The sequence below is a fragment of the Bartonella sp. AA86SXKL genome (genome assembly GCF_042196885.1).
Window position 1 is genome coordinate 1 of the sequence record NZ_JBHIRE010000512.1, and the last position, 591, is coordinate 591.

The 591-nt window shown below is 38.6% G+C and carries 1 protein-coding gene; it reads left to right on the forward strand.

Annotated elements, in window-relative coordinates:
• Positions 1–39: 39 nt before the first annotated feature.
• On the forward strand, positions 40–591 hold a 552-nt coding region (locus ACFIO5_RS12975; RefSeq protein ID WP_375705629.1), incomplete at its 3' end, for a trigger factor.

Sequence of the window (591 nt, forward strand, 5' to 3'; positions counted from 1 at the left end):
GAGCTTATTCACTCTCCTCAGAAAAATAAAGGTTGTTTCATGCAGGTTACCGAGATGCTTAATGAAGGACTGAAGCGCGAAATTAAGATCGTGGTTCCAGCGCGAGATTTAGAAGAAAAATTAAATGAACGGTTAGATGATACCAAAGGTAAGATTAAGCTTAATGGTTTTCGTCCTGGCAAGGTTCCTGCTGGATACCTACGAAAAATGTACGGTAAGTCTTTTATGGCGGAAATTCTCAATGAGATTGTCAGCGATGCGTCTCGTTCTATTTTAGCTGAGCGTGGTGAGCGTTCGGCTATGCAGCCAAAAATTGATGTAGAAGAAGATAAAAAGATTCTAGATGGCAAAGCCGATTTTATTTTTAGTTTAAAATATGAAGTTTTGCCAAAATTTGAAATTAAAGATTTTGAGCATATTGAAATTACCCGCGAAATTGCATCTATCCCTGAACAAGAGATTGATGAACAAGTAAAGCGTGTCCTTTCTTCTACGCGAAATTATTCACTAAAAGTTGGTGTTTCTGAAGAAGGAGATCGTGTTACAATAGATTATCTTGGCAAGCTTGAGGGAGTTCCCTTTGAGGGGGGA